Raw genomic sequence first — 24,264 nt, 5'->3', positions numbered from 1 at the left:
TTTAAAGCTCCTTTTTATTTTAATCTTTTGCGTTTCCGTTTCTTATTCATTCTATTGGCAAATTCCTGTTCCTCGTAGTCTTCTCCCTGTGCCTCCGGCAGTAGCCCACCCAATCCGTCTATCAACAAATCATCGGTCGGCTGTCCTTTATTCAGAAAGTCAAAAAGTGAATGGGTTTCCTCTTTCTCTACGGTGTTGCCCGTAGTCGATGGCTGATTTTGTGCGGATGTTTTTTCAACCTCTTGGCTTTGCCCCATTGCCTGCTCGTTCCACCAACCATTAAAGACATTAGCCGAAAGTTTTTTGTCCAACGCTGAACCGTTCCAAACGGTACGGCTTTCGTGGTCGATAAAAGTCATACCATATATACGCCCCTCATCGTTGCGCCGTACCACGGTATTGATACCATGCTCCAATAACTGCTTTTTAAAATCGGCTTCATTAATGGCGGTGTGCATCGCTACTTCAATAGTGCTTTTGAGTACGGCTCTTACGGGGTCGGCTTTCATTTTCTCCTTAGCTGTTGCGAATTGTTTTTGCAGTTCGTCCAGTCCTGCCTGCTTACCGAAAAGGGATGCCTTAAAAGGGTTGCTCGCTTTTTCTCCCTGCTCGTTCAGTGCAAAATAAACAAGCCCATTTTTGGGCTGTCCGTGCAATTCGCTTTTGACCTCCTCGGCGGTGATATTGAAAAGTGAAAGCAAAGCGTTGTACGCTCCGAGGCTTGCATACCCGTAATACTTTGGCAGGTGTCGCACCACCGAAGCGATTTGGCTCTTAACGTCTCCGGCTCTGTAATCCACCGGACGGAATACCTGCTCGTTTCCCGTGCGCTGTTTTTCAGTGGCAGGTATAAGATGGTACGTTTGTTCCAAATCCCGACAGATTGTCATTGAACGTGGATGGTCGTAGCTGTCCGGTAGTTTCTTACCGTCCAAACCCACACAGACCGTCACGATATGGATATGGGTACGCTCAATATCGGTATGCTTGAAAACAATATAGGGTTGGTTGCCATATCCCATGCGCTCCATATACTCCTGCGCCATTTCTACGAACTGTCCATCGCTGACCCTATCCGTAGGATCAGGGTTCAGCGATATGTGGCGCACTGGCTTTTCTGTTCTGATATTTGCGGACAGATACGGCTCAAAACACTGGTGCAGGTAACTTGTCGAATAGGTATTATCCAACGTTTCGGGTATTCTGTTCAGCAACAGAACCTGCCCGTTTTCATTGTCAATTTTCTTTTGGTTGTATGAAATTGCACCGTACAAATTTTCACCCTTGCCAATCTTTGCTATCATATTACTTGTGTTTTTGCAGGTGTTCTTTTTCAAATTCCTGTGTTAGCTCAATCACTTTCCGGCACAAGTCCGCCATTTCTGCCGTCTGCTTTTCCAGTTTAAAGAGGTAAGCCGATGCCTTTTTCTCCGAGAAATTGCGGTACAGTATCTTCACGATTTGGTTGTAGTTCACGCCAACCGCTCTAAACTGGCTATAAAAATTGGTGAGCCTCGTATGAAAATCGACTGCATCCATATCAATTTTTACGGTCTTGATTGGCTTCTGAAAGATGCAGGCTGTAATGAAATGTGCCATTACTTTCATTCCCGATTGCTCGAACAACGTAAGGAATTTTGTATTTTCTTCGTCTGTAAGACGAAATACATAACGGTGGATGCTTGGGTCTGCTTTAGGCTTGCGCCCACCTTTGTTTGTTGGGTTTCTACTGTTGTTTTCCATATCTAAATCCATTAATAACCGAGCTTCAGCGAGCTCAGCTTTAGTTAATTAACATAAACCCCGACTTCGGAGGGTGTTTACCAAGCCCCTGCAAGGGCAAGTGGTTTTGAGGCACGAAACGGGTTTCGAGTGCCTCAAAACATAACTTGCTCTGTTCGGGTGAACAGAAAATCCGTCCGCCTATCGGCGGATGCGGATTGGGTAAAGCGGGAAAAAACGGCTTTTCGCCGTTCCGCCCACAACATCCATACGCCAATGATTTTTCCATTTACCCCTTGCATTTAAGTTCTTACAAAGTAAGGGTAGCTTTTCCGAACCATTGCCCTGTTGGACACGACCAAACATTGCCAACAAATGCCCCGAACTACCGCATTAAAAGAGTGCATTGGAATAACCTGCTTCTTTGCGCTATCAGTCATGCAAGCCTGTTTGCAGGCATCCGCTCCCGATAGCAGTTAGGAAAATCGGAGCGCAGGAATTCCGGAACGCATGACGGCATTCCATACGGCAGGCAGGAACAACGGACGGCATGAAAGCTATCCCGTAGGCATTCCATCGGGCAGGACGACAGGCAAGCCAACGGTCTTGCCTGCATGAAAGCCCGAATGACGGCACGGTTGACTGAACGGATGACGGCAAGACCGACAGACGGGAATTTACCAAGACTGCCGGACAGTGTGCAGGGTTGACAGCCCTGCTCCATGCAGGACGGCAGACAGTCCACGGAAACAGAAACTTAAAAATAGAATAGAAATGGAAGCAACAAATAGGACAAAATTTATTGCTTTTTCAAGCCAAAAGGGAGGCGTTGGAAAAAGCACATTTACGACAGTTACGGCAAGCATACTCCATTACCAGATGGGTTATAATGTAGCCGTCCTTGACTGCGATTACCCACAGCACAGCATCTGCCAAATGAGGGAACGGGATTTGAAAGCGGTGATGCAAAACGAGGTGCTGAAAAAACTGGCGCACCGCCAATTTTCCACCATCAACAAGAAAGCCTATCCGGTATTGCAAAGTAGGGCTGACAATGCACTAATGGATGCGCAGGCATTCGTACAGTCCTCAACCGTTCCCGTGGATATGGTTTTCTTTGACTTGACCGGAACGGTGAACACTACGGGCTTGCTCAACACACTGGCAGGAATGCACCACATTTTTTCGCCTATCACGGCAGACCGTGTAGTCATGGAAAGCACATTGAGCTTTACCGATGTGCTGACCAATGTGCTTATGAAGCACGGACAGACCTCTATCGAAACCATACGGCTGTTTTGGAACATGGTCGATGGCAGGGAAAAATCCCAACTGTACGAAATCTACGGCAATGTCATTAAGGAAGTTGGACTGCAAGCGATGGAAACACGCATTTCCGATAGCAAACGCTTCCGCAAGGAAAGCGAGGCAATGGCAAAGACCGTCTTCCGCTCCACGCTATTGCCACCCGACAAAAGACTGCTGAAAGCCTCCGGCTTGGATTTGTTCGTCAGTGAGTTTTTAAGAACCATTAACCTGTAAAGCTATGGACAACGAAAACAAGAAAAAACCGAATGCACCGATTGACGAGGCGTATCTCATGTCGATTATGGCAGGCGAAACAAAAAAGCCCCAACAGGTGGAAGCTCCCCAAGAGCCGAACGTAGAGCCGACAAAAGAAACGATAACGGAAAAGCCCGTAGCCAAAGAACGTACCCGACAAAAGAGGGCTTTCGATATGGACTATGGCGAGCAGTTTCTCAACAGCCATACCATGACACGCCGAGGCGACAAGAGCATCTACATCCGGCAGGAATACCACGAACGGCTTTCCCGTATCGTGCAGGTTATCGGCGAGGATAAGATACCCTTGTATGCCTATTTGGACAATATTCTCGAACATCACTTTGAACAGTTTGAAAAAGCCATCACCGATGATTTCAATGATAAGTTTAAACCCATTTTTTAAAGTATTCGATTATGAACAAGCAACAGCAAAAACAACCGAAAAAGGTACTGCGCATCGCCCGATATAAAACGGTTTTTCTAAGACCGACCGGAGTTGTCGCAAGGTGTGGCAAGTCGGTGTACATCTGCCCCGATTTCCACAAGAAATTATCCCGTATCGTCTGTATTCTCGGAGACGGGGAAATCACGTTGACAGATTATCTGCACAGCGTATTGAAACAGCACTTTGAGGATTTCGGCGAGGAAATAAATACCATCCATGCCCGAAACCAAAAGCCAATATTATAGCTATGGAAACATTGATTGTAATATGCCTTATCATCGTTATTATCCTTTTGCTGAAAGATAAGGTGGTCATCAATAAGACCGTCCGCAGGGAGATAAAGCCGGAAAAGCAAAGACCCGACCTACCGGATATTATGGGGCTTCCAAAGCCTGTGGAGCGACACACGTTGCCCATGAGTGCCACAAAGAGCCAATCCGGCGAACGTGACGGGATAGCTGATAATTTTGATGCAGAAACCTACGGGATAGGTTTAGGATTGGAAAATCCGCAGATTGAGGGAGAACCGGATGAAGTCTTCGGGAGTATGTCCGATTTTGAAAATGAGGAAGACCAATGGGATGAATACGGGTTTGAGGACGGCGACAATGAGTTTGCCACAGGGGTTACCTTTGACGAACTAACGACCGTGGGGACATGGTTGGAGCAAGATACGCTCGAACCTGCCCTGCAACAAAAAGCGGTGGATATAGTTCAGCGATTACAGGGAACGGAATTGTTAAGCCTGCTCGAAAACTCAATGGATGGGGCTTCACGGAAGATTGCAGAGTTGTTGGACAAGAGCCTCTCCGCCGGAACGGATTTCAGTTCCCCCGATTTGCGGAAAAGTGGTTTCGAGGATTTCGACATCGGGGAGTTTGTGTAGGCAAACTCCCCGATGTTTTTTACGTTGTTGGCTTTTTGTATTTTTTAATCTTAGTACGGATCGCCTCAAAACGTTGGATTTCTTCATTCAGATTAATGGGTTCGGGTTTTTTATAGGCATATTTGTCACTATGTGTGTGTCCTTCCATATATCGACAGCACTGACCGAAACTGTCCTGAAGTTCCTCAATAAGATCACTATCAAAATAGACTGAATTGAGCGAATCAATACTAACTCGTTCATTAAACCTTTGCACTACGTTTTTGAAAAGATCGTTTATAACAAGAACTTCGTAACTTGTCCGTAACGAAGCAAACCCAGTTTTTAATAAAAACTCTCTCTGCATAGGAGGGCAATCCTCTTTCTTAGCCTCGTTGTAATGTTTTTTTGAAGGCTCAGCATTCCTATATTCCTTCTCATAAGATGGACTGTTATTTAGCCATATTTGACCAGGACTACCACTTCTGTTTTCAATCCAATGGCAAACATGTTCAACGGTAAGGTCAGCACAATGACCGATGAGGGAAGAAACAAAAACAAGATCATGAGTGAATATAATCGTCTGTTTATCGATGCACTCTTGGACTAACCTTTTGGCAATCTCACTTTTTCTTGTTTCATCCAATGATGTAACCGGATCGTCAAAGACAATTCCTCTATTTATTTCTGACAACTTCATTTCAGCAAGAAAATCCGCTATTGCAATAACTTTTTGTTCACCTTCACTAAGAACTGCATGAGGATTATTGCCTTTAAGCTTAAGTTGTCGGTAAGACTTACCTGCAGATCCTGTATGACTGACTTCAATCCCGAAGTTGCCATCTAATTTTTCACACTCTTCGTTGAAAGCGTCTATATATCGTTGGTTAAAATATTTGTCGGAAAGAGTTTTCTCCGTAATGGTAGTCTCCGTTTTGGATTTTCTAAAATTTGCTTTTCCCGCTTTAGATATCCATTGCTGGTTTTCAAGAAAGGACTGGAATTTTGAAAAGTGGGTGTTAAATTTTTCCTTGTGAGAAAGAAGTGTTTTACTCTTTTCTAAACGTTCTAACTCTTTTATCTGTTCGTCTTTCTCTAAAATCTCTATGGAAGCATCTATGCTAGCTTCAATAGTTTGGTGATGTATAAGAGGTATTTGGACGGGGTGAAATTCTTTGATGTGCTTATTTTTTACATTAGATACAATTTCTTCACAGAGTAGCTTTTGCGACTCAAGGAAACGCTTTATCTCTTCTAATTCCTTTGGATATTTCTCATCGAGCCAAGTCGTAAGGGTATTATCATCAGGGAGCAAGTCAAAGTTAAATTTAGATAATCCCACTTCAAGCTTATTTAGTGTTTCTAATGCTTTATTTGCATTTTCTTCAGCAACACTTTTAATGAAGACCCAATAATTTGATATTAGCTGAACAGCTTCTTCAGATAATGGCTGATGACACAGTAAACAGTTATCACCTAAATTTGGATATTCCATTTGTCCATCTGTTTGCTTTTTTGCAAAATTTTCAGCGGATAAGATGAGGTCTTTCCATTCTTTAGAGCCAACCTGCAGAACTTTCTCAGTTTTGAAGTTTTCTATTCCTTCTGATTTTGCAATTGCTTCCTTATCTAAATAATCTTGAATAGAGTTTATAATCTTTTTTATGTAATCGGTGTTAAAATATTGATTTAGTTTGTCTAAAGCTAATCTATTTTCTCCCAATAGTTTTTTGTTTGTTTGAAGTTGCTTTATTTCTCTTTCTTTATTTTTCGACGCAAGTAAAAGTTCGTCATAAGCTTTATCAATTTTTTCTTTCTGGACTTTGTCCTCTTCAGTGAAAGGAGTCAATTTTTGTAGATCAGATAATTTGGTCTTTGGATTTATTGCTTTGACGATTTCTTTAATTTCAGATTCACCCTCGAAAAGATCACCTAGATCTTGGGCAGTATGTCCAGCCTTTTTTAAATCAAGATCAAAACTCATTTTCTGCTCGACCTTTGAAATATAACTGTTGAAGTCAGCAAAGAAGCCTAAACCCGCAGGTCGAAATTCAAATTCATTACGTTGATCAAGATGCCTAATTACACTCTTACCGTCGAAAACAGAAAATTGTTTAAACTCTGCATTAGCTTTTTCTGCAAAAAGAAAGGAACTTTCCCCTGAACTTGACGTAAATGTGAATTTCGCGCTCACTGGCTTATGCCCGTCTGCTATGTGGATGTTTCTAAGTATATCTTCAGGTGATTTAGAATAGAATACCTGTTTAAGCAATCTTGTATATCCAGACTTACCCGATCCATTTGTGCCGTAAATTATTGTTAGGTTATTTCCAAAGTCAATTTTTTGCCCTTCAATAAGAGCATTTACTCCCTCGACATCTTCAATCTTAGTCAACAGTAAGTCTTTTTTATATTTTCCTATATGTTGTAAACTTGGGTTTAGATTTATAGCAGGTTTATCCGTTTTATCTTTTAATTCAAGTTCTTCTAGCAAATAAGAATATGCTGTTGATACAATTTCGTCAGTTATCTCTAAACCGGAAAATCGTTTATCTGCAAGGTACTTATACCAGTACGGTAGACCGTCAGCAAATTTTTTCACTTCACTCTCCAAAGTTTCAGGTTGCTGTTTCTCTTTTAGTTCAATTTCGTTTGACATACAGTTTAGATTTATATGATTACAGCGGAAAATAACGAGAAGCAATATTCCGCACCTTACTAAAATATGAAAAATACTGATGTTTTAGTACTTAGGCGTGTATAAATTATTCTTTGACAGATGGCATGGGAAAGCCACATACTGCCAATTAATTCCGCTGATTTCCAGTTTTCCATAATGCTTCGATTTCCTTAAGACTTTTGTTGCGAAAGCCCACACGGCGTGGGCAGGCAATAACAATTTAATTCAGTTAAATCATGGAAAAACAAAGCAAAAAAGTGTTGCTGACGGGCGTTGCGTTACTGTCGGCATTTGGTGTGTTCGCACAGGGCAACGGCTCGGCAGGCATCCAAGAAGCTACGCAGATGGTAACGAGTTACTTCGACCCTGCAACGCAGTTGATTTATGCCATCGGGGCGGTGGTCGGGTTAATCGGAGGTGTTAAGGTGTACAATAAATTTAGTAGCGGAGACCCCGATACAAGCAAGACTGCGGCATCGTGGTTTGGGGCTTGTATCTTCTTAATCGTCGCAGCGACCATTCTCCGCTCATTCTTCCTTTAACCTGGCGTACTATGAGCAATTACAATATCAATAAAGGTATCGGCAGAACGGTCGAGTTCAAAGGGCTGAAAGCACAGTACCTGTTCATCTTCGCAGGTGGTCTGCTCGGTGTGCTTATCCTCGTCATGATTATGTACATGGCAGGTGTAAACCCTTACATCTGCATGTTTGTCGGGGCAGGCGGAGCATCGCTCATCGTATGGCAAACATTCGCATTGAACGGTAAATACGGCGAACACGGACTAATGAAAGTCGGGGCAAAGAATAGGCATCCGAAATACATCATCTGTCGCAGAGCCGTATACCGCTATTTAAAATTCACTTCTAAATCCAGTCATTTATGAGAAATACAGGAAAAGCCACAACGTTGGAGAGCAAGTTTCCATTACTGGCGGTGGAACACAACTGCATCATATCAAAGGATGCGGACATCACGGCTTGCTTTCGGGTACACCTGCCGGAGTTATTCACGGTGGCATCGCCGGAGTACGATGCCATCCATTCCGCATGGCATAAGGCTATCAAGACCCTGCCGGATTACACCATTGTACACAAACAGGACTGGTACATCAAGGAAAATTATGCGCCGGATATTGCACAGGACGGATTGAGTTTCCTTGCAAAATCCTATCAACAGCATTTCAACGAACGTCCTTTTTTAAACCATTACTGTTACCTGTTCCTAACCAAGACGACAAAGGAAAGGATGCGGATGCAGAGCAACTTTAGTTCGCTTTGCAAAGGTGTCCTTATCCCGAAAGAAATTAGGGATAAAGAAACCATCCGCAGGTTTATGGAAGCGGTCGCACAGTTTGAGCGCATTATCAATGATAGCGGTTTTGTGAAACTGGAACGCTTGACCGAGGATGACATCATCGGAACAGGCGAAAGACAGGGATTGCTCGAACAGTACCTTACCCTGTCAAGGGAAGCCGGAACGCCCATGCAAGATATAGCTTTGGGCAGTGAGGATATGCGTATCGGAAACAAAAGGCTGTGCCTGCACACGCTGTCCGATACAGACGATTTGCCGGGTACGGTATCGTCCAATTCGAGGTATGAAAAATTGTCCACGGACAGGAGCGATTGCCTGCTGTCCTTTGCCTCTCCGGTCGGTCTGCTCCTTAGCTGTAACCATATCTATAACCAGTACCTGTTTTTGGACAACAGCGATGAGAACCTGCGCAAGTTTGAAAAGTCCGCACGCAATATGCACTCACTGGCAAGGTACAGCCGAGCCAATCAGATTAACAAAGAATGGATAGAAAGGTATCTGAACGAAGCGCACAGCTTCGGGCTGTCCTCTATCCGTGCGCACTTCAACGTGATGGCGTGGTCGGATGACCCGAACGAACTCAAACAGCTAAAGAACGACACGGGAAGTGCGCTCGCTTTGATGGAGTGCAAACCGAGACACAACACCGTGGATGTTGCCACACTGTATTGGGCAGGCATGGCAGGCAATGCAGGTGACTTTCCGGCAGAGGAAAGTTTTTACACGTTCATTGAACCTGCGCTGTGTTTCTTCACCGAGGAAACCAATTACCAAAGCTCGCCATCGCCTTTCGGTATCAAGATGGCAGACCGACTGACAGGAAAACCCATCCATTTGGATATATCAGATTTGCCCATGAAGCGAGGCATTATAACAAATCGAAATCGCTTCGTGTTAGGCCCATCTGGGGGTTGGCGGGCTATTCTAATTGAGTAGCCCGCCAACCCTCCAAACTGGAAGTGGAAAATCATTCTTCACCAATCACATGGTGAGGCAGTATTATGAGCAAGGCTCTCATGTACTATTGGTCGATACGGGTAACTCCTATCAAGGATTGTGTGAACTGATTAAAGGTAAGACCAAGGGCAAAGACGGTGTGTACTTTACCTACACCGAAGATAACCCGATAGCATTCAATCCATTTTTTACGGATGATGGAGTATTCGACATCGAAAAAAGGGAAAGTATCAAAACACTCATCCTTACGCTATGGAAGCGTGACGATGAACCGCCGACCCGTTCGGAGGAAGTGGCGTTGTCCAATGCCGTGAGCGGTTACATCGACCGTATCAAGCAAAGCGATGAATATCCCTCTTTCAACGGATTTTATGAGTATGTACGGGGTGATTACAAAAGGGTACTCGAAGAAAAACAGGTAAGGGAAAAAGACTTTGACCTCGCAGGCTTCCTCAATGTATTAGAGCCTTACTATCGGGGCGGTGAATACGATTACCTGCTCAACTCGGACAAGCAACTCGACCTGCTTTCCAAACGCTTTATAGTCTTTGAAATTGATGCGATAAAAGACCACAAAATCCTCTTTCCCATAGTGACCATCATCATTATGGAGGTCTTCATCAACAAGATGCGCAGGCTTAAAGGTGTGCGTAAAATGATACTCATTGAGGAAGCGTGGAAAGCCATCGCCAAAGAGGGAATGGCGGAGTACATCAAATACCTGTTTAAGACGGTGCGGAAATTCTTTGGTGAGGCAATCGTGGTCACGCAGGAGGTGGACGACATTATCCAATCACCCGTGGTCAAGGAAAGTATCATCAACAATTCCGACTGCAAAATCCTCTTAGACCAACGCAAGTACATGAACAAGTTTGACGACATCCAAGCGATGCTCGGACTGACGGAAAAGGAAAAGGCGCAAATCCTTTCCATCAATCAGAACAACGACCCGTCAAGACTTTACAAAGAGGTGTGGATTGGGCTTGGCGGTACGCACTCCGCCGTGTATGCGACAGAGGTATCGCTCGAAGAATACTTAGCCTATACGACCGAAGAAACCGAAAAGATGGAAGTCATGCAACTGGCTTCCGAACTGGACGGCAATGTGGAACTGGCAATCAAGCGCATTGCCCAACAAAGGCGTGATAACGCAAATAGTTATTAATCATTTAAAAAAATCAGAACAATGAAACCTGTACCGTGCAACGGTACAAGCTTCATTGCCATTAAAAAACAAATTATCAAAATGAAAAAAGTAATGTTACTGGTGTGTACGGCATTTATGCTTGCCGTTGCACCGTCCGCTAAGGCACAATTTGTGGTAACCGACCCTGCAAACCTTGCATCGGGTATTATCAACAGTGCGAATGAAATCATACAGACTTCCTCCACGGTTTCCAACGTGGTAAAAAATTTCAATGAGGTAAAGCGAGTTTACGAACAGGGCAAGGAATATTACGACAAACTGAAAGCCGTAAACAACCTTGTGAAAGATGCCCGTAAGGTGCAACAGACGGTTTTGCTCGTGGGTGATGTGTCCGAAATGTATGTAAACAATTTTGGCAAAATGATGAACGACCCGAATTTCAGTCCGCAGGAACTGACGGCAATCGCCAACGGTTATTCCACGCTCTTGAACGAAAGTACGGAACTGCTCAAAGAATTGAAACAGATTGTTACCTCGACCTCGCTTTCCCTAAATGACAAGGAACGTATGGACATCATCGACAAGGTGTACAAAGAGGTCAAAGACTATCACAGCCTTGTCCGGTATTTCACCAATAAGAATATCTCCGTAAGCATTTTGAGGGCTAAGAAACAGAACAACACCAAAAGGGTGCTTGAACTGTACGGAACTTCTGAACAAAAATACTGGTAAGCTATGGAATGGAACAATCTTCACGAACTCCTGCGCTCGCTTTACGATGAAATGCTCCCACTGTCTGCCGATATGGCGACAGTGGCTAAGGGCATCGCCGGATTAGGCGCACTGTTCTACGTAGCACTGAAAGTGTGGCAGGCTTTGAGCCGTGCCGAACCGATAGACGTGTTTCCGCTCTTGCGACCGTTCGCCATTGGTCTTTGCATTATGTTCTTCCCGACCATCGTCTTGGGAACTATCAATGCGGTGCTAAGTCCGGTAGTAAAAGGTACAAATGCGATGCTCGAAAACCAAGTGCTTGACTTGAACAAGTTACAGGAACAAAAAGACCTGTTGCAAAGGGAGGCGATGCTCCGCAACCCCGAAACCGCTTACCTCGTAAGCGATGCCGAATTTGACAAGAAACTCGAAGAATTGGGATGGTCACCGTCTGATTTGGTTGCCATATCGGGTATGTACATGGAGCGTGGAATGTACGATTTAAAGAAAAGCATCCGTGACTGGTTTCGGGAACTACTGGAAGTCCTTTTCCAAGCCTCGGCACTGGTCATAGATACCATACGGACGTTCTTCCTTATCGTGCTGTCTATACTCGGGCCGATAGCCTTTGCGATTTCAGTGTGGGATGGTTTTCAGTCCACACTCACGCAATGGCTGACCCGATATATCAGCGTGTACCTATGGTTGCCCATTGCCGATATGTTCAGCTCCATGCTCGCCAAGTTACAGACCCTCATCATCGAACGGGATATTGATATGCTTGCCGACCCGACGTACATCCCCGACACATCCAACACGGTGTATGTCATTTTCATGTTGATTGGCATAGTGGGTTACTTCACTGTTCCAACGGTGGCAGGTTGGGTTATCCAAGCCGGAGGCGCAGGAAACTTCATGCGCAACGTCAATCAGACGGCATCGAAAACCGGAAACATCGCCGGAGCCGGAACGGGTGCTGTGGCAGGCAATATCGGTGGCAGGTTAATGAACAAATAAAAATCAGAAAGCAATGGAATTTAAAACACTAAGAAACATAGAAAACAGCTTTAGGCAAATACGGCTGTATGCTATCGTATTTGCGGTACTCTGTACCAGTGTGGTAGGCTTTAGCGTATGGAAAGCCTATGAGTTTGCGGAAGCACAACGCCAAAAAATATATGTATTGGACAAAGGCAAATCCTTGATGTTGGCACTGTCACAGGATGCGAGCATCAACAGACCTGTTGAGGCAAGGGAACACGTTAAGCGTTTCCATGAACTGTTCTTTACACTCGCACCGGATAAGAACGCTATCGAAAGCAACATGAAAAGGGCTTTTAATCTTGCCGACAAATCGGCATTCGATTACTACAAAGACCTTTCGGAAAAAGGCTATTATAACCGTATCATTTCGGGCAACGTGCAACAGCGCATCGAAGTGGACAGCGTGGTCTGCAACTTCGATACCTATCCCTATGCGGTACGGACGTATGCCAAACAGTTTATCATCCGTCCAAGCAATGTGACCAGACGGAATTTGGTCACTTCATGCCTATTGTTAAACTCGGTCAAGTCTGACAACAATCCGCAAGGTTTCAATATCGAAAAGTTTGCCGTGTTGGAAAACAGGGATGTTGAAGTCATAGACCGCTAAAATCAAGATTATGGAAGCAATATCAGATTTGAACACGTTTGCCAAAATCCTTACCGCCAAAGGATATGACGGCTATTTCCAAACGCAGGGGGCGTATGCCAGAAAATTGAAAGACAGCATCAGCGAATACCTCGCCGACAACCTCAAAGGTATAGCTAAACAGGACTTGTTGCTGAAAGGCTACCTGCAATGGGCAGGCGATGACAAACCCCGTGTAGAATGCTGTATGTGGGTGAAATACCTAGACGGCAAATTCTTCCTCAATAAAATGGAGGTTGCAAGAAAAGACCAGTTTGGGCAATTACTGAAACAAGAGAAACTGACCGACCTGTCCGTAGTGACCGCTCCCAAAGCAAAGGAGGCAATCGCAATGGTGAGCGATGCACCGGAGCAAAAGGCGGTTCACAAGCAAAAGCGGTTCAGTTTCTAAAATAGATTAAGGCATGAAAAATCTAAGAACAGCAATCAGTAATTGGTTTGACAAGCTCGATGGACAGTGGCGAGCGATGCCTGCCCGAAAACAGCATCGCTATACGCTACTGCTCTTTGCAGGCTATGCACTGCTGTCCATCATCGTATTGCTCGAAGTGTGCTACGATGTAGCGCATTCCGATAATACCATGACCATTGAGCATATCGAAAACCCCATTAGGCAAAACAATTCTTCGGTATATCCGCAGGACAGTATTAAAACAATCTTAAAAGATAAAAATCATGAAACCTGCATGAGTTGCCCTTGATAAGGCACACGCTCAACTCATGTAAGCTTCATCACAATTTAAAAACAAATTATAGCGATGAAAAACAGTAAAAACAAAAAGGTGAGTTTTTTGGTCGAAGATGACGACCCGAAAAACGGAATGGATGTGACCCAAGACGGAGCGCAGAACAAAGCCGAAAAGCTAAAGAAGCCCATCATTTTTGCCCTTATGGGCGTGGTGTTCCTCGGCTGTATGTACCTCATCTTCAAACCGTCCTCCGATAAGAAAACGGTCGAGGATATTGGTTTGAACGATGCCGTACCGCAGGCAAGCGATGCAGGGCTTCAATCCGATAAGCAAAAGGCTTATGAACAGGAACTGCTCGAACAGAAAATGCAGGAAAAGCGCAATGCGCTCCTGTCACTATCCGACTATTGGAGCGAGGACAGTACCGCCGATCCGGAAGCGGAGCAACCGGATGAGGTTTACGAAGACGGCTACGCTTACGGCGATGGTACACGCAGCAACAGCAACCCTGCTCTGAACAGTTACCGCAATGCGCAAAGTACGCTGACCTCGTTCTACGACGACAGCGATTACGAAACGCAGGAACTCCGCAGACAGATTGAGGAACTCAAAGAACAGTTGGTAGAAAAAGACGTACCGCCTGTAACAACAATGGACGACCAACTGGCTTTGATGGAAAAGTCATACGAAATGGCTTCCCGTTACCTGCCACAAACCCCTGCACAGCCGAACAGTACGGACACAATGGTTTCGGCAAAGGGTGCCTCACAAAAGGAGCATTTTGTCGCATTCACTCCCGTAAGGAAAAATACAGTTTCAGCATTGTACCGTGAACCGACCGACAGTGCTTTTTTGGCAAACTGGAACGAAACCCGAAACCGTGGCTTTTATACGGCAGGTGTTTCGGAACAGGTCATACAGCCCAAAAACAGCATCAAAGCGGTGGTACAGGAAACACAGGTCGTGACGGGCGAAAGTGGTGTACGTTTGCGCTTGTTGGAAACGGCACAAACGCCTGTCCGCTCCATTCCGGCAGGAACGGTACTAACGGCAAATGCCAAGTTTCAAGGTGGCAGATTGCAGTTAAAGGTAACGTCCATCGAATATGAGGGCAATATTATTCCGGTCGATATAATCGTGTACGATGTGGACGGACAGCAAGGGCTATACGTGCCATATTCGCCCGAAATGAACGCCCTTAGCGAGATAGCCTCCAACATGAGCCAAACCTCCGGCACTTCCATTATGATGACACGCTCGGCAGGTCAACAAATGGCAGGCGACCTTTCCCGTGGAGTGGTACAGGGTGTGTCGGGTTACTTCTCTAAGAAAGTAAGGACACCCAAAGTAACCGTCAAAGCCGGTCACCAAATTTTCCTTGTTTCAAAAAACTAATGTTCAACACTTAAATAAAAAGAAAATGAAAGCAATATTTAAAAACCTCATGGCAATGGTCTGTTTAACGGTCTTTATCACAGGTGCAAATGCACAGCAAGTTGCATCCAATACCACAAAATTGAGCATGGGCAAGGTTGATCCTTACGAAATGCAGGTGACGTACAGCAAAACCTCGCATCTGATATTCCCGTCCGCTATCCGCTACGTGGATTTGGGCAGTGAATACCTTATTGCAGGCAAAGCCGAAGATGCGGAAAACGTCTTGCGCATTAAGGCAAGCGTAAGGGATTTTAACGAGGAAACCAATTTTTCGGTCATTACGGATGATGGACGTTTCTACAATTTCAACGTCTTTTACAATGCCTATCCCTCAACACTGAATTATGATTTGCTGACCATGCAAAAGGCATCAGACAGGGAAAACGGCAACGATGTTCTGTTTGAGGAATTGGGGGGCAACTCGCCATCACTGGCAGGCTTGCTCATGGAAACAATTTACAAGAAAAACAAACGGATTGTAAAGCATATTGGGTCGAAAAGCTACGGCATACAATTCCTGCTGAAAGGTATCTACGTGCATCATGGAAAATTCTATTTCCATACTGAACTGCGCAACAAAAGCAATGTTCCGTTCAATATTGACTTTGTGAATTTCAAGGTGGTGGACAAAAAAGTCGCAAAGCGTACCGTGATACAGGAAAAGGCAATGCAACCACTGCGGACGTACAAAACGCTCGGTGAAATCACGGGCAATACGACAGCCCAAAACGTGTTCCTGCTCGACCAGTTTACCATCACGGATGACAAGGTACTCGTGATTGAAATCGTGGAAAATAACGGTGGCAGACAACAGGTATTGCAGGTGGAAAATTCAGACCTCGTAAATGCTAAGTTGATAAACGATATGCACCTAAAGATTAATTAACCCAAAACGAAAGAACAATGATAAAATACATTTTTGCCGTGGTGCTTGTCCTATGGAGCATCACGGCGGTAAAGGCACAGCGAATGCTCCCCAAACAAAAGGGATTGGAAGTAAACGCAGGTATGCTGTCCAAAGAAGTAAGCGAAAATTACTATCTGAATTTGACCCTTACCGTGAACGGAAAGAACGGCAATTACTGGATATGGGGTGCGGAATATGCCCATCAGTTTTCCGGTTACAGGGATGTACAGATACCGCTCGAAACCTATACGGGCGAGGTGGGTTACAGTCTTCAGCTATTGGGCGATACACGGAAGACCATCACGCTGAATGCAGGGCTTACAGCCGTGGCAGGTTACGAAACCATCAACCGGAGCGAGGCAGTCCTACCGGATGGCTCGACCATCCTCGACAAAGACAATTTCGTCTATGGTACGGGTGGACGGCTCACGCTTGAAACGTACCTGTCCGACCGTTTTGTCCTACTCCTGCAAGGGCGGACAAAAGTGCTTTGGGGTACGGATTTGAAACAGTTTCGTCCATCGGCAGGGATTGGACTAAGGTTTAACTTTTAAAATGATTTGCAATGAAAACATTAATCAGAAAATACAGGCTTCATTTACAGGCATCGTTTATGCTCTTGGCGATGTTGGCCTGCTCCGTGGTGCTTACCTCATGCGAAAAAGACGAACTCGACATACAACAGAATTACCCTTTTGAGGTACAGGTGATGCCTGTACCCAAAGAGGTGACAAACGGGCAGACCGTTGAAATACGGATTACCGTTCAACGGTCGGGCAATTTCAGCGATGCGAAATACTTTATCCGCTATTTCCAGTTTGACGGACAGGGAGCATTGCGGTATTACAGCGAACCTCCGTATATGCCCAATGACCTGTACGTGTTGCCACAGACACAGTTTAGGTTGTATTACACTTCCCAATCGACCGTATCACAGTCTTTTGACATTTGGATTTCGGACAATTTCGGGAACGAAAAACAGATAAGTTTCCAGTTTAACAGCCGTGATTAAAGACGTGAAAATCCTGCCCGATGTGGCAGGATTTGTTGTTTTTTACAGTCTGTTATTTCATGCTTTTTCGTAAATTTAAGGTGTTGAATTATAAAGGCTATCGTTATGGGGGCATCATTGATTTTAGGCATATTGGCACTGGTTTCGGGGTTGGGGCTTCGTTACTGGATTAACCGCAGGAGGTTTTACAGACGTAGCCCGACCGGAGCGCAGGGCTTTTCATCTTATGAAAAATCGGTGATTGTTACAAATGCTGAACGTGTCGGCAAGTTGGTAGCGATTGTCTTAATTATATTTGGTGTGCTTTTCCTGTGGAGTTATTCAAGACAGAAAAAGGCAAAAGAAAAGACGTCCCAAAATATCGGGATACAAAACCCATTATAGCCTCGAAATATAAAATTAAATATTGTAGAATTAAATAATCGCATAACCTTTACTGATTTTATGGAAGCACCATTAACACTAAGAAGACCTGCAAATTGGCAGGATTTTGAAACGCTTTGTAAGAAATTGTGGGGAGAAATTTGGAACTGTCCTGAAACAAAAAAGAATGGTCGTACTGGTCAGGAACAGCAAGGGGTAGACGTATATGGTATTCCGTTCGGCGAAGACAGATATTATGGAGTACAGTGTAAAGGTAAAGATGAATATACCCATAAACAATTCACGAAAGCTGAAATCATTGAGGAAATTGAAAAAGCACAAAAGTTTCAGCCAGCTCTTAAAAAACTTTATTTCGCAACCACTGCGGTTAAAGATGCAGGAATAGAAGAATTTATCAGGACTAAAAATCTTGAGAATATAACAAAAGGTTTGTTCGAAATCCACATTTTTGCTTGGGAAGATATCGTTGACCTTATAGATGAGAACAGACAAACCCATGATTGGTATGTGAAAAGCCAAAACTTCAAAAGCAATAAAAATGTTAAGATAACTTTCCAAGATGGGTTAACGGAATTGGTACTAAATCCAAAGTACAAGAAGACTATAACGAATTACAAACAAAAAATTGTACCTGAATTACCTTATGGAGACCCTTTAAATTTTTTCTATCGACAACAGCAAAATTTATACGCTACACCGCTAATTCTTTCTGCTCCATCATACGTTACAAAAGTCAATTTTAGTTATTGTAAATTATATTTTCAAGTTCATAATATTGGTCTTGACCCAATTGAAGAGTTTAAGTTGTTTTTTAATTTTGAGGGAGAAGTGGTTGATTTAAAAGACACCAATATAGAACATAATAGACTTTCAATTATAGCTCCTTTTATTTCTGACGTTACTCTTTGGAGAGACAATATGTCTGGTAAAGTCAATCCAAAACGAACAATTTTAGTAGGGGATGACAGTTTTTCCTCTGACGACTTTTTTATAAAGACTGCTCCAAAAGAATACGAGATATTAGTGAATTGGAAATTGGTTTCTAAAGATTTAAAAGATGATGGAACACTTAAAATTGTCGTTAAACCTGATTTTGAAATTATGCATGATGATGTACTTGTCGAAGACCCCTTGAAAGCCAATAAAATAGTTGAGGGAGATTTTGAAGATGTAATTATCGATGAGGATTAGGAAAGATGAAGGCTAATTATGTAGAGAAGATATAAATTAATAGGTTAAAAATGGCTTCATTCATCCCTAATAAAGTCGTTTTTCTTTAGGACTATATTGCCTCGCATTTTTAACTTTATTATCTTTGCTTTTAGAAAAAATAAAAATCTTAAAGTGTTTTTGCTTTAAGTCCCACATTGAAAACTGGTAATTTTTAAGACAACGGGACAGATAAGTAGGAACGCTCACGTCAAAAGGCGTGGGCGCTCGCTTATTCGTTGTCGGGTATACCAGTGCCTCAATGTCGGTAAGTGTAGTTGCCTGCGCTTTCTTTTTTGCAGGAACTCCATAAAAATAAAACAACGTTCCTATGGAGACTAATAACATAAACCGAATTTCCACTGCGTTTATCAATGATAAAAGCCCTGTTATGGATTTAATACATGACGACCTCGTTTCTTCGGGGGTAGACATTGTCTTTCGTTCCAATAATGTTTCAGACGGGAAAAATCAGCTATCTTCATTAATTAAGCTACCGGATATTTGCATCATTGACCTCGATTTTTTCGATAAAGGCATCATGAAGCAATTACGGGAATTAAAAAGTCATTACCCTACCTTGAAATTGATTGCTCACAGCGATATGGATAATCAGAAAATTATCAAGAAACTCTGGGAGATTGGCTTCTCAAAATACGTGCTGATTGGTAATGATATGAAAAAAGCCATTGACGGAGTGGTCAATGGCTACGGGAAGTGTAATTTGACCGGCAATTAAGGTAACTGAGAAGGTTTTTTAAAATATGGATGTTTAACTACCATTTGTCTATCCTCTTCAATGATATACAAATCTGGGTATTCGTATTTCCCCTCGATAAAATCTGCAAACTGCTTCAAAGTAATGGCTTTATACCTACCATTGAACATGTAAAATGTCGGTGTATTAATTATGAATAACCCCTCAATATCAAAGTTTTGTATATCAATATCTCGTTTGTTAAATACAATTTTTAAATGTTCTTGAAGTATATTTTTATTGGTAGATATCCAATCAATCTTTTTCTTTAATTGTGGTTCGTAGGACTTAATAAAGTTTGTGTTATCCATACGGTAACCAACGGCGTCATATCGTGCCCTGTTATATTTTGCATCTGCAACAAAAATTTTTTTGAGTTCTGTATTGATGACGATTAAATCAATTTCTCCTGCGAGTTGATTGTCAATCCGAATATTATCAGCATTTGGTTGCTTAAATGATTTAATATTCCGACAATAAAAAAAACCTTTGTCCTTTACGATTTCTTCTATTTTATCTTCAAGAATTTTATCGTGGTCATTTCCCTTTTTAGTAATAAATGATTGAATGCATTTCAATTTCAGCCATTCTTCATACATAGCATTCCAGTGAATAGCATTTGTAGACAACACAAAAATACTTTCAACAAATTTTTCTTTGCCAACTAAAGCTCTCTCTTCCCCTCCGATGTTGTATATCAAGATTGGGCGGAACATAAATCTTTTTGTCGAATGGGGTTTTAAGATAGCTTCTTCAATTGTTAATTTGTTGTTTCTTGAAATTGAAAGTCCATGATAAAATAGTTCAGCTATTTCCTGACTTATCCCATATTGTTGAACAAGATTTATTGGTAGTACTGTTGGTTCAATCGTTTGTAGATTTGGTGTTTGTGGATTATGATGCTTCTGAATTTCAAAAATAATTCCTCCTGCAAAATCGTATTTTATGCCGAAACACTCTTCAACCTTATCACGTAATTCAAATACCGAATTCTCGTCAAAGGTTCCGTTTTTGTAATCTTCAACAAGCATAGGGAAAAGTTGATGATAAGTTTTCCCATAGTGGTATTGCCAATCAATTACAAGTAAATCTTCATCATCAAAAGAGATTTGATGACATTCTTCAACCATTTTCTGAAATGCAATGTAATCTGCGAACCCATAAATCCAAGTTCCCAAATAAATAAGTTCTTGAATTTTTTCATCCATTTCAAGAACTTCATTTCCATTTGGCATTCCACCCCATTCTAAATTTATATCACAACCTTGTTCAAGAATTAATTTGAGAACTCGACGGTACATGGCAAATTCACTTTCACTTATGGATTCAATCTTAAAACCACCTAAAGTCTTTTTATAAATTTCGATAGATTGTTCGTGTAACCAATGAATATATAGGAAAAAAGTAAATTTGGTTTCCGCCAAAATCAGTTGTTTAAAACAATCACACAAGAATTGAAATCCATCTAATAAAATTTCTTCAACTTTTTGCTGTTCTTTATAATGTCCTTTACCATGTTTCTCAATCAAATGCGTTGATAATGCGCTCCAATATTTATCTCTCGAAGTGAAATCATAGTTAATAACTATTTTATGGTCAATTTTAATCCTTGGCATTTTTTGTTAGATTTTGTTATAGCAAATTTAATGTTTTCATGGAATGCTATGATTAAGAGGCAATAATAATAAACTGGTTTCTTTGCTACTTTCTTTTTCGTCTCAGCTCACGAAAGAAAGTAGGCTATGCTCTATACAACCTATTTGGAAAATGCAGGTAAGGAACGATGGAGCGGAAGCATTTAACAACGGGGTAGTTCCGCTTTCCGCAAAAAAGACTGTTCCGACCAGGGGAGGATCTATCTTTTTTGCCCGACCAGATTTAATAAAAATGGGAACGGAGCACCGTTCCCGAAAATCTATGAATTATAAAATACATGACCGCCATCGCTCCAATAGTCACCACAAAACAGGTCACGGGCATAAGCCCCATAATCGAAGTACGTTTTTGCAAATTCGGGCAAGCCCATTTGCTCTACCTGTTCATAGGCAAAATCTTCCTCGTCCTTGTATTCGCCTATATAGTCATCGTCAAAGTCGCTTATTAGGTCGCTTATATCCCCCTCGGATAGCTTACGGTGTCCATTGTTGTACCATATTTGGAATGCTTCTTTTCGGGTTTCGTCCATGTCTTCCAAAGCCTCCAAAACCTCAAATATGTTGTCGCTTATCCAACATTCGCCTATTAAGTCGTTCGGGATATTCTCGTAATCTTGGAACATAAATTCGGGGTCTTCCTCGTCATCGTGTAGCTCCCTGCAAGCATCGTAAAATTCGTCTTTGCCCGCATAGTCGGAGAGCGTTAACCATCCCCCGAAGATTGAACCGTCATTGTATTTTCCGTATGTGCCGACATATACCCTTGCTTCCGATGTGTTTATTTGATGTGTCATTTCTTTACATTTTTGAATTATTTTCTTTGATTTATTCGGCAATGAGAGGTGGTGCTATTGTTTTGTTTCAATACTATTTCCAATGCTTATAATCCTCATGCCTGACATTTTTTTTATTCGTGTAAAGAGCCGGAGTATGCTGTGTTTCGTTTCGGGAGCATCAAAGGTTAGTGTTTAGCAGGTACAAGGTTTTGTAAAAAAATACTACCCATAGGTGGAGATTTTTTTACAAACTTGTCTTGACCTTTTGCCTGCGTTAAGAACACGGACATACCTTTGCTCCATGAAACGTGAACAACAGGCATACTCGTTTTTTAGGTATAACCAAACGTGGAAGTAATGAGGATAGAATTTGGGAAATAGTTCTAAACAGGCAGACTATGCCAAGTAATTCAACCAAACGACATAATCAAATACCCACTCTATATACTCAATAAGTTTGCTTTTAGCGGATTAAAACCGCTCTGTTTAATAAGCAAAATGAGTAAAGATGGAGAAAGAAAAAACGAACGATTTAACTCCCGAAAGAGTTGTGCAAATATTGAAAAAGAAAGGAACGGAAGTCGATTTAGAGGAAGCGAAAGTCATTTTGAAGTTCGTTCAACAGATAGCTCACATTGCAGTTAAACAGTACCTAAGAGGCAAACTTTAATCTAATGAACAAGGAAAACTGTTGTGATGAGAAAGGCAGATTTATACGTACGTGTATCGACAGACGAGCAGGCGGACAAAGGGTATTCGCAACGTGACCAAGAGGAACGGCTAAGAAAATATTGTGAAATAAAAGGCATTCAGATTAGGGATGTGTACATAGAAGACCATTCGGCAAAATCTTTCAAACGTCCAGAGTGGCAGAAATATTTATCCAACCTACGTAAGATAAAGAACAACAAATCAGGGTCAATAATCCTATTCACCAAATGGGATAGGTTTAGTAGAAACGCAGGGGATGCCTATCAAATGATTAACCAGTTGAGGGCATTCGGTGTTGAGCCTATGGCAATAGAACAGCCCTTAGACCTTACCATCCCCGAAAACAAAATCATGCTTGCGTTCTATCTCGCATCGCCGGAAGTGGAAAACGACAGACGTGCATTGAACGTTTTTCACGGAATGCGCAGGGCGAAAAAGGAGGGGCGGTATATGGGTACTGCTCCATTGGGATATGTCAACAAGATAACAGAGGGCAAAAAGAAATTCATTGCCCAGCATGACTTTGAAGCCCCCCTTTTGAAATGGGCATTTGAACAAATCGTTTCCAATAACTTCAATACGGAACAGATATGGAAAATGGTTCGGGAGAAAGCAGATGGAAAGGGTCGATTCAGTAAGAACAATTTTTGGGTAGCCATGCGAAACCCATTGTACTGTGGCAAAATATTCATCCCTCCGTACAAAGAGGAAAAGGGATATTTTGTCAAAGGACAACACGAGCCTTTAATCAGCGAAAAGACCTTTGCTGATGTGCAGGATATTCTCGATGGGAGAAAGAAGATTGTAAAGCCTAAAATCGTGGCTATGGACAATTTGCCACTTAGAGGGTTTCTCAAATGCCCTAAATGTGAGCGTATGCTGACTGGAAGTGCCTCCAAGGGAAAGATGGGCAATTATTATTACTACTATCATTGTAGTTCTGCTTGCGGAACAAGGTTTAAAGCTGAACCTGCTAATGAGGCTTTCTTAAAACAATTACGGTATATGTCGCCAAAAGAGGGTATGGTCGATGTTTTTATCGAAGCCTTTATTAAAGACTTCAATAACAAGACCAAAGCCCAAAATACCGAACGCACAAATATCATAGGTGAGATTGATGCGTTGAACAAACGTTATCAAAATGCACTTTTAAAGAATGCGGATGGAGAAATGGCAGACGATGATTTTCAAGAAGTAAAGAAATTGACCAAAGGAAAGATTGAAGTTTTGGAGAGAAGATTAAACGACTTGGCAGTAGTAGGAACGGAAATCAAAGATTTAGTAGCTTCCACCTTAAAAAAGATTGCAAACATTGATAGACGGTATGAAAACGGCGATATTGAGGAAAAAAGGCTTATAGTGAGTTCGATGTTTCCCGATTTTTTGGAATTTGACGGAACACGACATCGAACTCCGAGACTAAATTCTGCGATTGCTCTTATTTATCAGAATAACAGCAAGTTACAGGGTGAAAAAAATGGGACAAATCTATCGTTTTTAGATTTGTCCCAAGATGTGACCCCGCTGAGGCTCGAACTCAGGACCCACAGATTAAGAGTCTGTTGCTCTACCAACTGAGCTACGAAGTCTTTTTGATAAACAAATGTACGTACCATCATAA

At 42.4% G+C, this 24,264-nt stretch carries 24 protein-coding genes, 1 tRNA gene and 2 pseudogenes; 21 read left to right on the top strand and 6 right to left on the bottom strand.

From position 1 onward, the window contains the following. Window positions 1-14 precede the first annotated feature (14 nt). Both mobB and mobA read right to left on the bottom strand, forming a co-directional pair. Complete coding sequence (gene mobB / locus B9Y69_RS13510) at window positions 15-1,304, bottom strand: conjugal transfer protein MobB (protein ID WP_085473507.1); 1,290 nt, start codon at window positions 1,302-1,304, stop codon at window positions 15-17. A 1-nt stretch (window position 1,305) separates the two neighbouring features. Continuing rightward, window positions 1,306-1,743, bottom strand: coding sequence for a conjugal transfer protein MobA (mobA, locus tag B9Y69_RS13505; RefSeq protein WP_085473703.1), 438 nt, complete (start codon window positions 1,741-1,743; stop codon window positions 1,306-1,308). A 675-nt stretch (window positions 1,744-2,418) separates the two neighbouring features. Here mobA and B9Y69_RS13500 point away from each other — a divergent pair. From B9Y69_RS13500 to B9Y69_RS13485, 4 genes are read left to right on the top strand one after another with little or no spacing between them, the layout of a single operon-like run. Then, the gene (locus B9Y69_RS13500) at window positions 2,419-3,264 is read left to right on the top strand and encodes a ParA family protein (protein WP_455430849.1); all 846 of its coding nucleotides are present in this window, start codon (window positions 2,419-2,421) and stop codon (window positions 3,262-3,264) included. A 4-nt stretch (window positions 3,265-3,268) separates the two neighbouring features. Beyond that, on the top strand, window positions 3,269-3,691 hold the full coding sequence (locus B9Y69_RS13495; RefSeq protein WP_085473505.1) for a DUF3408 domain-containing protein: 423 nt from the start codon (window positions 3,269-3,271) through the stop codon (window positions 3,689-3,691). 11 nt (window positions 3,692-3,702) lie between these two features. Next, window positions 3,703-3,978, top strand: coding sequence for a DUF3408 domain-containing protein (locus B9Y69_RS13490; protein WP_085473504.1), 276 nt, complete (start codon window positions 3,703-3,705; stop codon window positions 3,976-3,978). Between the two features lie 2 nt (window positions 3,979-3,980). Further along, complete coding sequence (locus B9Y69_RS13485) at window positions 3,981-4,619, top strand: conjugal transfer protein TraD (protein WP_085473503.1); 639 nt, start codon at window positions 3,981-3,983, stop codon at window positions 4,617-4,619. Between the two features lie 19 nt (window positions 4,620-4,638). Here the strand turns inward: B9Y69_RS13485 and B9Y69_RS13480 are convergent, their stop codons facing one another. Beyond that, window positions 4,639-7,257, bottom strand: a complete 2,619-nt coding sequence (locus B9Y69_RS13480; protein ID WP_144036580.1) for an AAA family ATPase — start codon at window positions 7,255-7,257, stop codon at window positions 4,639-4,641. A 257-nt stretch (window positions 7,258-7,514) separates the two neighbouring features. On the opposite strand from B9Y69_RS13480, the gene B9Y69_RS13475 reads away from it, so the two are divergent. The 15 genes and pseudogenes from B9Y69_RS13475 (at window position 7,515) to B9Y69_RS13400 (ending at window position 19,483) form a co-directional block, all read left to right on the top strand. Then, window positions 7,515-7,820 carry a DUF4134 domain-containing protein gene (locus tag B9Y69_RS13475; protein WP_058699049.1) on the top strand — a complete coding sequence of 102 codons (306 nt, stop codon included), beginning with the start codon at window positions 7,515-7,517 and terminating at the stop codon, window positions 7,818-7,820. 11 nt (window positions 7,821-7,831) lie between these two features. Then, on the top strand, window positions 7,832-8,164 hold the full coding sequence (locus tag B9Y69_RS13470) for a DUF4133 domain-containing protein (protein WP_085473502.1): 333 nt from the start codon (window positions 7,832-7,834) through the stop codon (window positions 8,162-8,164). Next, window positions 8,161-10,717, top strand: a pseudogene (locus tag B9Y69_RS13465) (TraG family conjugative transposon ATPase). The gene B9Y69_RS13470 and the pseudogene B9Y69_RS13465 overlap by 4 nt, the downstream one beginning before the upstream one ends. An 81-nt stretch (window positions 10,718-10,798) precedes the next feature. Then, entirely contained in the window at window positions 10,799-11,431 is a 633-nt protein-coding gene (locus tag B9Y69_RS13460) for a DUF4141 domain-containing protein (protein WP_085473701.1), read from the top strand. Window positions 11,432-11,434: 3 nt separating this feature from the next. Then, complete coding sequence (gene traJ / locus B9Y69_RS13455; protein ID WP_085473501.1) at window positions 11,435-12,430, top strand: conjugative transposon protein TraJ; 996 nt, start codon at window positions 11,435-11,437, stop codon at window positions 12,428-12,430. 13 nt (window positions 12,431-12,443) lie between these two features. Next, a complete protein-coding gene (traK, locus tag B9Y69_RS13450; RefSeq protein ID WP_085473500.1) occupies window positions 12,444-13,067 on the top strand; it encodes a conjugative transposon protein TraK in 624 nt (207 codons plus the stop codon). A gap of 10 nt (window positions 13,068-13,077) precedes the next feature. Then, on the top strand, window positions 13,078-13,497 hold the full coding sequence (locus B9Y69_RS13445; protein ID WP_085473499.1) for a hypothetical protein: 420 nt from the start codon (window positions 13,078-13,080) through the stop codon (window positions 13,495-13,497). Between the two features lie 13 nt (window positions 13,498-13,510). Next, entirely contained in the window at window positions 13,511-13,807 is a 297-nt protein-coding gene (locus B9Y69_RS13440) for a nitrogen regulatory IIA protein (protein WP_085473498.1), read from the top strand. Window positions 13,808-13,864: 57 nt separating this feature from the next. Further along, window positions 13,865-15,190, top strand: coding sequence for a conjugative transposon protein TraM (traM, locus tag B9Y69_RS13435; RefSeq protein WP_085473497.1), 1,326 nt, complete (start codon window positions 13,865-13,867; stop codon window positions 15,188-15,190). Between the two features lie 25 nt (window positions 15,191-15,215). Continuing rightward, a complete protein-coding gene (traN, locus tag B9Y69_RS13430; RefSeq protein WP_085473700.1) occupies window positions 15,216-16,118 on the top strand; it encodes a conjugative transposon protein TraN in 903 nt (300 codons plus the stop codon). 17 nt (window positions 16,119-16,135) lie between these two features. After that, window positions 16,136-16,693 carry a conjugal transfer protein TraO gene (locus B9Y69_RS13425; protein WP_085473496.1) on the top strand — a complete coding sequence of 186 codons (558 nt, stop codon included), beginning with the start codon at window positions 16,136-16,138 and terminating at the stop codon, window positions 16,691-16,693. Window positions 16,694-16,752: 59 nt separating this feature from the next. After that, window positions 16,753-17,151, top strand: coding sequence for a DUF3872 domain-containing protein (locus B9Y69_RS13420; RefSeq protein ID WP_394365783.1), 399 nt, complete (start codon window positions 16,753-16,755; stop codon window positions 17,149-17,151). Window positions 17,152-17,256: 105 nt separating this feature from the next. Beyond that, the gene (locus B9Y69_RS13415; RefSeq protein ID WP_085473494.1) at window positions 17,257-17,535 is read left to right on the top strand and encodes a molybdenum ABC transporter permease; all 279 of its coding nucleotides are present in this window, start codon (window positions 17,257-17,259) and stop codon (window positions 17,533-17,535) included. A 60-nt stretch (window positions 17,536-17,595) separates the two neighbouring features. Then, a complete protein-coding gene (locus B9Y69_RS13410) occupies window positions 17,596-18,726 on the top strand; it encodes a hypothetical protein (protein WP_085473493.1) in 1,131 nt (376 codons plus the stop codon). 409 nt (window positions 18,727-19,135) lie between these two features. Continuing rightward, a complete protein-coding gene (locus tag B9Y69_RS13400) occupies window positions 19,136-19,483 on the top strand; it encodes a DNA-binding response regulator (RefSeq protein ID WP_234991243.1) in 348 nt (115 codons plus the stop codon). Here B9Y69_RS13400 and B9Y69_RS13395 read toward each other — a convergent pair. Next, window positions 19,480-21,117: a hypothetical protein gene (locus B9Y69_RS13395; RefSeq protein WP_085473490.1), complete on the bottom strand. Its 1,638-nt coding sequence runs from the start codon at window positions 21,115-21,117 to the stop codon at window positions 19,480-19,482. The two genes, B9Y69_RS13400 and B9Y69_RS13395, sit on opposite strands and share 4 nt — an antisense overlap. A gap of 299 nt (window positions 21,118-21,416) precedes the next feature. After that, the gene (locus tag B9Y69_RS13390) at window positions 21,417-21,950 is read right to left on the bottom strand and encodes an antirestriction protein ArdA (protein ID WP_085473699.1); all 534 of its coding nucleotides are present in this window, start codon (window positions 21,948-21,950) and stop codon (window positions 21,417-21,419) included. A gap of 490 nt (window positions 21,951-22,440) precedes the next feature. On the opposite strand from B9Y69_RS13390, the gene B9Y69_RS19295 reads away from it, so the two are divergent. Both B9Y69_RS19295 and B9Y69_RS19350 read left to right on the top strand, forming a co-directional pair. Beyond that, on the top strand, window positions 22,441-22,602 hold the full coding sequence (locus B9Y69_RS19295) for a hypothetical protein (protein ID WP_200811809.1): 162 nt from the start codon (window positions 22,441-22,443) through the stop codon (window positions 22,600-22,602). Window positions 22,603-22,628: 26 nt separating this feature from the next. Continuing rightward, window positions 22,629-23,630, top strand: a pseudogene (locus tag B9Y69_RS19350) (recombinase family protein); the annotation flags it as partial. A 529-nt stretch (window positions 23,631-24,159) separates the two neighbouring features. On the opposite strand, the gene B9Y69_RS13380 reads toward B9Y69_RS19350, so the two are convergent. Then, window positions 24,160-24,232: transfer RNA gene (locus tag B9Y69_RS13380), tRNA-Lys, on the bottom strand. Window positions 24,233-24,264 lie beyond the last annotated feature (32 nt).

Origin of the sequence: Sphingobacterium psychroaquaticum (genome assembly GCF_900177625.1) — a bacterium.
Taxonomy (GTDB): domain Bacteria; phylum Bacteroidota; class Bacteroidia; order Sphingobacteriales; family Sphingobacteriaceae; genus Sphingobacterium; species Sphingobacterium psychroaquaticum.
This window is presented reverse-complemented; position numbering and strand designations above follow the sequence as displayed.